A 9,243-nucleotide genomic window follows, 5' to 3' on the forward strand; every position below is an offset into this window, starting at 1 on the left:
TCTCGTTCCTCGCCGGCCCGGAGGGCGGCTGGATCAACGGCCAGACCATCCGCGCCAACGGCGGCATGTGCTGACGTGCCGCGCCTGCGGTTCGCCCGAGCGAACCGCGGGGCCCCTCGACATCCGTATCCGCCAACAGGTCGACGTCCGCAACGCCTCTCCCGACGCCAACCGCTCCATCATCGCGGCCTCCGACAGTGCGTGCTACCGGCCAGCAGGTCGCGCGGGCGTTCCTGGCCGGGCACGATCACGCCGTTCGCTGGCATTTTTTGGTGCAATCGCTCCATAAATCCTTGAACGTGAAATCATGCCCCTCATATGTCGTGGGTGTAGGAGGTCGCTCCACATTTTTTTTGGTCATCCGTTTCCGCAACCCCGGGCATGGGAGCCGCGCTTCGCTCTCAGCCCGAGCAGACAGGGACAGCACCCATGAGTAAGCTTACAGGAAAAGTCGCGATCGTCACCGGCGCCTCCAAGGGGATCGGCGCGGGGATCGCCAAGGCACTGGCAGCGGAAGGCGCCGCGGTAGTGGTTAATTATGCGTCCAGCAAAGCGGGGGCCGATGCGGTCGTCGCGGCGATCACGGACGCGGGCGGCAAGGCCTTCGCGGTGCAGGGCGATGTCTCGCGCAAAGCGGACGCCCAAGCCATCGTCAATGCCGCCATCAGCCAGTTCGGCCGGCTGGATATTCTGGTCAACAATTCCGGCGTCTATGAATTCGCCTCGATCGGGGAGATCACCGAGGAGCATTTCCACCGGCTCTTCAACGTCAACGTATTGGGCACGTTGCTGACGACCCAGGCCGCGGTCGGCCATCTGGGCGCGGGCGGCAGCATCATCAATATCAGTTCGGTCGTGTCGCGCATCACGCCGCCCAATTCGGCGGTCTATACCGGCACGAAGGGCGCGGTGGACGCCATCACCGGGTCTCTGGCGCGGGAACTCGGGCCGAAGCAGATCCGGGTCAACGCGATCAATCCCGGACTGATCGAGACCGAAGGCACCCAGACCGCGAGCATCGTCGGCTCGGAGATGGAGCAGGCCATCATCGCGCAGACGCCTCTGGGCCGCACGGGTCAGGTGCAGGATATCGCACCGTTGGCGGTTTTCCTGGCGTCCGACGAGTCTCGTTGGCTGACCGGCGAAACCCTGATCGCCTCCGGCGGCCTGCGTTAAGGAACTGCCCGCGACCTGGCACGATAGTGCCAGGTCCGGAAGGGATTGGCGGCATCCGGGACGATGCATGGCGGACCGGCGGGTACTTGCGGCAGCCATAACAAGATGAGGCGATATCGCGCGAAGTAAGGGTAGCGGGGAATTGGTCGCGCTGCCCCCCCACGAACACCCGCTCTATTCGCGCCACGAACCGCCCAGCGCCTCGATGAGCGACACGGTGGCCGACAGGCGCTGCTGACGAATCTGCAATCCGCTTTCCTCCGCGCTCAGGGCAGAGGTCTGCGCGTTGATGACGGTCGTATAGTCCACGGCACCCATTCGATATTCGTTGAGCGCAAACCGCATGCCCTGCCGTGCGCTCGCGATCGTCGCGTCCTGTATGCCTCCCTTCCGTTCCAGGATTCGCAGACTCGATAGATTATCATCGACGCCCTGGAATGCCTCCAGCACCTTCTGGCGATATGCCGCAACACTCTGCTCGTAATTGGCCCGTGCGCTCCGCACTTTGGCGGAGCGCGCGCCGCCATTGAAAAGCACCTCGCTGCCCTGCGCCGTCATCAGCCAAAGCTTGTTTCCAGCCTGGAACAGTGCCCTCGACCCGCTATATCCCCCGAGCGCGCCCAGATTCACATCCGGGTAGTACGCCGCGATGGCCGCACCGATCATCGCGTTCTGTTCGACCACGTTCTGCTCGGCTTCCACGACGTCGGGACGCCGCTCCAGCAGGCGGGACGGGAGTTCCACCGGCACCGTCGGAACCGCCCCGAGCAACGAACCCGACGTAATCGTCAGCGCTTCCGGCGGGACGCCCACCAGGACGGCGATCGCATGTTCTTGCGTTGCCCGGTCGATACCGACGCCGACAAGCTGCGCCTGCGCGTTTTGCATTTGCGTCTGGGCGGAAATGACGTCCACTTCGCTGACCGCCCCCAGATTGTGACGCTGTCGGGTCATATCCAGCGCACGGGCATATGCGGCGACCGTCGCTTGCAGAAGAGACGTCATCGAATCATCGTAGCGCAGCACGAAATAATCGTTGGCCAGATCGACCTGATTTTGCAGGCGTAACCACGCAAGTTGCTCGGCCGACGCGCGCGCCGCCGCTCGGTCGCTTTCCACTTGCCGCCGGATTTCCCCCCACAGATCCAGATGCCAGTTGATCGTCCCGCTGAACGCGGGGCGCGTGCGAGTCTGGCCGTCCGTGCCGAACTGGTCGTTCAGGTGATATCGGCTGATGCGCGGATCGAGGGCAATCGTTGGCAGCAAACCTGCCCGCGTTTCGTCCACGGTCGCCTCTGCCGCGTCATGCGCGGCCAGTGCCGCCTTCAGGTTCTGGTTGTTGACCGCGACCCGTTCCTCCAGTGCGGAGAGTTGCGGATCGCGGAAGACAAGCCACCATGCACCTTTCTCGGCGCCGTCATTCGGTCGCGCCGGACCCCAATTGACCCCGGCCGCACTGGCTTCCTTGAAAGCCGCAGGCACGTCGATGCTCGGCCGACGGTAGTTGGGACCGACCATACACCCGCAGAGCGCGACAGGCGCCAGAACCCATGCAGATAGGCGGCGAAGCGCTTCATACATGGGACGTCCCCTTGCGACGCTCCTCGAATTGCCGGATGACAACAAAAAATGCCGGCACCAGGACGACGGCGAGGCAGGTCGAGGAGATCATTCCCGACAGGGTGGTGATCCCGATCGATTTCCGCGCGTTCGCGCCCGCGCCGCTCGCCGTCACCAGCGGAACGACGCCCAGCGCGAAAGCGATCGACGTCATCAGAATCGGGCGGAATCGGATTCGCGCCGCCTCCACTGCCGCGTCCACGATATTGCGGCCGCTCTCGCGCAGTTCGCGTGCCATCTCCACGATCAGAATCGCGTTCTTGGCCGAGAGCGCAACCAGCAGGATCAGCCCGATTTGCGTGTAAAGGTTATTGTCGATCCCCAAGGCGGCGATCACCGTCGCCGGTCCGGTCAGCGCGAGCGGAACCGCTGCGATCACAGCAAGCGGCATGAACCAGCTTTCATATTGCGCTGCCAGGACGAGATAGACCATCAGCATCGCCAGCCCGAAGACGAGATAGACCTGGCCGCCGACCGCCTTCTCCTGATACGACATCGCGGTCCAGTCGTAGCCCGTACCCGGCGGCAATTCCTGCGCGCCCGCCTGCTCCATCACCGTCAGCGCGTCGCCCGAACTGAATCCCTTGCCGGGCGTCCCGATGAGGGTCGCGCTCGGATAGAGGTTATACAGGGTTACGAGTGACGGTCCGGTCAACGGGGTGACCCGCACCAGAGACCCCAACGGCACCATTCCGCCGTTGGCATTGCGGACACGCAACAGACCGAGATGCGCCGCATCGACCCGGTACGCATCCTGCGCCTGGACATAGACCTGGAACACATGATTGAACCGATCGAACTGGCCGGCATATCCGGAGCCCACGGCATAGGACAGTTCCTGGAACACGTCCTGCAGGGACACGCCCAGGGTCGCGGCCTTCGTTCGATCGACCGAGACGGCGAATTGCGGCGCGTCGGCATGATATGTGCTGAAAATCCGTGAAATCGCGCTTTGCGATCCGCCCGCGCGAACCATATCGGCAGTCACCGCCTGTAAACGCGACCAATCCAATGTCCCGTCCCGCAATTCGAGCTGCATGGTGAAGCCGCCGGCATTGCCGATCCCCTGGATCGCGGGCGGCGGTACCACACGGACGGACGCTTCGCGGATCGGCGCCACAGCATTCGACAGCGCGTGATACATGCCGACCAGGCCGGCGCCGGAGCCGCGCTGGCTCCAATCCTTGAGCACGACATAGACGGTCCCGGCATTCGATATCGAGGCGCTATTATCCAGCACCGACATGCCGGAGATCGTTACCACATTCTCCACGCCGGGAACTTTCTGAACGACGTTCGATATGCGCCGCAATGTCGCTCCGACTCGCGCCAAGGACGCGCCGCTGGGCAATTGCGCGCTGATGACGAAATAGCCCTGGTCTTCCAGTGGCAGAAAACCTGTTGGAAGGCGTGACAATCCGCCGATTGCCAGTACGATGATCCCGAACGCGACCAGCACCGAGAGACCCGACCGACCGACCACAGAGCGGATCAGGCGGACATACCGCGCTTCTGCCGTCGCGTAGAGTCGATTGAACGCACGATAGAAACCGTTGCGGCGCGCATCGCGCGGCACAGGCCGCATCCAGGCCGCACATTGCGTCGGCTTGAGCGTGAGTGCGTTGATCGCGCTGATCAGCGCGGTCGCGGCGATCACTAGTGCGAATTGCGCATACATTCGTCCCGTCAGGCCCGACAGGAACCCCGCGGGGATGAAGACTGACATCAGGACCAGCGTGATGCCGATGATCGGGCCGACCAGTACGCCCATGGCCTCGATGGCGGCCGCCCGGCCGGGCAGACCCCCCTCCAGTTGCTGCGCGACCCCCTCCACAATCACGATCGCATCATCGACCACGATGCCGATCGCCAGTACAATGGCCAGCAAGGTGGAGATATTGACCCCGAATCCCATTGCCGCCATCGCAGCGAACGCGCCGATGATCGTCACGGGCACGGTGGTCGCCGGTACCATCATCGCTCGCCAGTCCTGAAGGAACACCAGGATGACGATCAACACCAGGATCGCCGCCTCGATCAGCGTTTTATAGACTTCCCCGATCGAAGCGCTGACGAATGTCGTCGTATCGAATGGAATCTCCGAAGCGACGCCGGGGGGAAAATCCCGCGACAAGCCAGCCATTTCCCGTCGCACCGCGCGAAACGTCCGAAGGCCGTTTGCCTCCGGCGTCTGATAGATCCCAATCCCGATGGCGGGTCGGCCGTTCAGCCGGAAATCCTGCGCATAGGATTTCGCACCCATCTCCACGCGCGCCACATCGTGCAGCCGTACAATCTGGCCACCGGTACCCGCTCCCGTCTTGATGATCAGATTACCGAATTCGACCGGGTCGGCGAGGCGTCCTCGAACATCGAGCGTGTATTGGAACGGCTGAGCACGTCCGGGTGGACTTCCGAATTGACCCGACGGCACGACCTGGCTCTGCTGTTCGATCGCGTTCAGTACATCCGATGCCTCAAGGCCGTGCGCCTGCAAGAGATCCGGATCGAACCAAATCCGCATGGCATATTGGCTTGCACCCAGCACGTTGATATTGCCGACGCCGGGAATGCGTGACAGAGCGTCGATGACATGGATGGTGGCGTAATTGCTCAAATACAGACTGTCGCGGCTGTTGTCTGGTGACGTCAGCGCGACGAACCCGAGCACGCTGGTCGATCGTTTCTGCACGGTCACGCCCTGTACCTGCACACTCTGCGGCAGCGATGCCATCGCGCTCGAAACACGGTTCTGAACCAGGATCTGCGCCTTGTCGGGATCCGTGCCGATTCGGAAAGTAACCGTAAGCGTATAGGCTCCGCTATCGGTGCTGGTACTCTGCATATAGAGCATGTCCTGCACGCCATTGACCTGCTGCTCGATCGGCAAAGCCACGGTGCGAGCAATCGTGGTCGCGCTGGCACCGGGATAGTTCGTCGTGACCTGGACAGTGGGCGGAACGACATCCGGATATTGCGAAATCGGCATGGCGAATAAGCCGACGATGCCCAGCAGGATCGTCACCACCGCGATCACATTGGCGAATACCGGCCGTTCTATGAAGAATTTCGATATCATTGCGTCACCTGCACCTCGTGCGGCACCGCGACCTCACCCGTGCGGATCGATTCCACGCCATTCACGATGACCCGATCCTCGGCGGCCACCCCATGTTCGATTGCCTGCAGCCGGCCGACCAGCGGCCCGAGCGCCACGGGCCGCAGCGCGACCTTGTTTTCGGCCGTAAGCACGAATACCGTCCTGCCGCCCTGATCGTTTCCGATACACTCGGCGGGGACCAGAAGAGCGTTGTGCCGGATGCCGGTCATGACGCGGATACGTACAAAATTACCGGGGCGCAGCGTGAGATCGCCGTTATCCAGCACACCGCGCAGTGCCAGCGTTCCTGTCGCCGGATCCACGGTCGGCGCGATATAGTCGACCCGTCCGTCATGTGGGTAATCGCTCTCGTCCGGCCCCTCGACCTGCAACTTCCATTTCTCACCGGGACGGGCTAAAAGTCGCGCGCCATCCTGCTCCGAAACGTTGAAGTTCACCCAGATCGGATCGAGCGCCGAAATCTGCGCCAGCTCGGTCGCCTGGCCACTGCCGACCAATTGCCCGACGCTGACCAGATGCGCGCTTACGAAGCCATCGAACGGAGCCGTGACATGGGTGTAGCCATAGGTAATATCAGCCTGCTGCAACGCGGCCTGTGCCTGCAATACCGAAGCGTCGGCGCTATCGCGGTCCGCACGTGTCTGCTGTGCCTGCTGCACGGAGCCCGAATCGAATCGCGCCAAAGCCTGGTAGCGATCGAATTGCTTTACGCCGAACGCCGCTCTCGCCAGGGCCGATGCCAAATTGGCGCGCGATTGCTGCGCCTGGGCAGCATAAGGGGCGGGCTCGATCAGAAATAGCAGATCGCCTTTGTGGACGAACGCACCATCGCGATAATCGATCGCCTGCAAGAACCCCTGCACGCGGGCAACCAGGTTGACGCTCCGCGTCGCTGTCATCTGGCCAGTCGCATACAGGTAGGTGGTCACGTCCTGCTTTAGCGGGCGTGCAACGTCGACTTCGGGTGGTGGCGGCTTATGGTAGGTGTTCCGCGCTTTGCATCCCGCGAGTACCGGCAGCATCAAGACCAAGCCCATCAGCAACCTGCTGCGCGCGGGCCAAAATGACGTGTCTTCTTCGCGTCGTTTGATCACCATCATGTTTCTCGATTCACGGCAAAGAGAGGACAGCAAGTGCGGCATGACGCCGCGCCGGCGCCACCGCCAGGACGAGCAAAGTAACGACGGGTATCGGCCGACCAGGCGGCGTTGCTCCGTATGCTCGGCCCGATCACACAACCGAAAGAGATGCGGTTGCGGCAAGAACGAAGAGATAGAATACTCAGGTCACCTGGCTATATGTAAAGCGCATATAAGTCTCATCACGTCTAACGCCAAACAGGCTGGCATCTTTTACGGTCGATATCGTCTCTTCTATTCGCTGTCATTTATTTTCATTTTCCGATCGCCCCGGTCCTCTCGACAATCGGCCGTGCATCCCGCCGGCATGACGCCTACAATCAGAGCCAAAATCATCGAATCCATATTTCGGTATGAACTCGCCGATCGATAACCTGCATTACCAGCAACAGACATCTGCTTCCCTCTCGATGTCGCGGACGAATTGACCGCCCCTCGGGTTGGACCGTTGGCCACGTTTATAGCTGGCTGCTTCCTCGGGTTTATGTCAGGATTTTGACATGCCTGTCACAGTGGCAACGTCGGAAAAATCTTCAGATAATATAATGGCTACGATGCTCCGCAACCGCGATGACCCATCGTAGGTCGCGGACGTTGAAGCCGCAATCAGGATAATTACGTGACATCGAGTCAACACCGGGAAGATTCAGATATTAGCAAATACGCCAACATCGCTTGTTGGTAATCACGCGGATCAGCCCTCGGCGAAATCTGCATTTCTCTGCATACTATGGCGATTTTTCTTTTCTGAGTTTTGGCCAGAAACTGACCGAATACCGGCGAGACCAATGACTGTTCCGAGAATAAGTAGGACGACCGTTAAAGCAATCGCCGTATGCATTCCCCTCATGAAAAAAACTTCTTCTTGTGAACGAACGAAATATCCGAAGATAGCTACTCCAATCATACCGCCTACCTGCCGCGCGGAATTCAAAAGCCCGGAGGCGATACCGGCCTGGGCATGGGGAACGGACGTCAAGGTCGCGTTGGTGATCGTGGGAATGGTCAGCGCAATGCCGCTACCCGCCAGCAACATGGGAACAGCGAGCGACCAATAGGAACCCGTTGCCGAGACGGGCAGCAGGAGGCCATAGCCGAGCGCCGATATGCTCATGCCAATCGCGGTCAGACGACGTGGGCCAACGCGACCGACGATCCGGCCGGCAATAACATTCATGATCACCAGCGTGGCCATCATCGGCAAAAAAGCCAATCCGGTCGTCTGCGGTGAATAGTGCCGGATCGCCTGAAAATAGAGACTTAGAATGAAGACACCGCCATAGAATGTGAGATTGGCGATCAAACCGATCGCCGTGGCACTTCGGAGCGTCCTGTCCCGAAACAGATGCAGAGGCAGCATCGCAGATGGATTGCCAGCTTCCAGCCAGAGAAACAGCACTCCGACCAGAATGGCCGTGGCAAGACCCGCAACGATAACCGGATCGGTCCAACCACGGCCGCTCACCTCCGTCAGCGCCATTGTCAGACCTGATAGCGCAAGAGCCGCCGTAATCTGGCCGGCGAGATCAAGTCCACGATTGGGATGTTTCGGAGAGGCCGGCGCGTAGCGCGCAGTCAGCCAAAGACCGAGCATACCGATCGGAAGATTGACGAGAAAGATGGCGCGCCAGCCGGCAACAGTGATCAGAAACCCACCCACGACCGGACCTGCGGCGAGCGCGATTCCACCGCCAGCGCCCCACCATCCCACCGCCCGATTGCGTTCTTCGTGGTCGCGAAAGACCTGACGCAGCAAGGAGAGCGAATTCGGAACCAAAAGTGCGGCCCCGATTCCTTGCAGGAATCTGGCTAAAATCAGTGCCCGCAAGTCAGAAGCGAGACCGCATCCAAGCGATGCGAGTGTGAACAGCGAAAACCCAGCCATAAAGACACGCCGGGCGCCGACCCGATCCCCGAGCGCCCCGGCAGTCAACAGAAGTGCCGCGAACGCCAGCGTATAGGCGTTGACGACCCATTGCAGACCGCTCATGTCGGCCCGAAAGGCGGCGTGCAACGCTTCCAGCGCCACATTGACGACGCTGACGTCCATCAGAACGACCACAAAGCCAAGGCATGATACCAAAGGACGTAGCCACTGACTCGTGTGTGAAGTGACGAACGGCGCCGGCTCTGATTCTCTTGATGCGGGAGGATCTGGCTGATGACGGCGGCGGTAAAGCTACGAGA

General features: G+C 61.1%; 5 protein-coding genes. 1 reads left to right on the plus strand and 4 read right to left on the minus strand.

Translation table 11 applies throughout. The annotated features are described in order from the left end of the window. Positions 1–429 precede the first annotated feature (429 nt). Positions 430–1,176 carry a glucose 1-dehydrogenase gene (locus tag HUK84_RS06285; protein WP_176639517.1) on the plus strand — a complete coding sequence of 249 codons (747 nt, stop codon included), beginning with the start codon at positions 430–432 and terminating at the stop codon, positions 1,174–1,176. A 174-nt stretch (positions 1,177–1,350) separates the two neighbouring features. Here the strand turns inward: HUK84_RS06285 and HUK84_RS06290 are convergent, their stop codons facing one another. The 4 genes from HUK84_RS06290 to HUK84_RS06305 form a co-directional block, all read right to left on the minus strand. Beyond that, positions 1,351–2,757 (minus strand): efflux transporter outer membrane subunit, encoded by a 1,407-nt coding sequence (locus HUK84_RS06290; protein ID WP_176639518.1) that lies wholly within the window; start codon positions 2,755–2,757, stop codon positions 1,351–1,353. Beyond that, the gene (locus HUK84_RS06295) at positions 2,750–5,875 is read right to left on the minus strand and encodes an efflux RND transporter permease subunit (RefSeq protein ID WP_176639519.1); all 3,126 of its coding nucleotides are present in this window, start codon (positions 5,873–5,875) and stop codon (positions 2,750–2,752) included. Before HUK84_RS06295 ends, HUK84_RS06290 begins: the two co-directional genes overlap by 8 nt. Continuing rightward, positions 5,872–7,017, minus strand: a complete 1,146-nt coding sequence (locus tag HUK84_RS06300) for an efflux RND transporter periplasmic adaptor subunit (RefSeq protein WP_176639520.1) — start codon at positions 7,015–7,017, stop codon at positions 5,872–5,874. The genes HUK84_RS06295 and HUK84_RS06300 overlap by 4 nt, the downstream gene beginning before the upstream one ends. Positions 7,018–7,750: 733 nt before the next feature. Continuing rightward, positions 7,751–9,139: an MFS transporter gene (locus tag HUK84_RS06305; RefSeq protein WP_281362739.1), complete on the minus strand. Its 1,389-nt coding sequence runs from the start codon at positions 9,137–9,139 to the stop codon at positions 7,751–7,753. Positions 9,140–9,243 lie beyond the last annotated feature (104 nt).

This window comes from Nguyenibacter vanlangensis (assembly GCF_013376155.1).
Classification (GTDB): domain Bacteria; phylum Pseudomonadota; class Alphaproteobacteria; order Acetobacterales; family Acetobacteraceae; genus Gluconacetobacter; species Gluconacetobacter vanlangensis.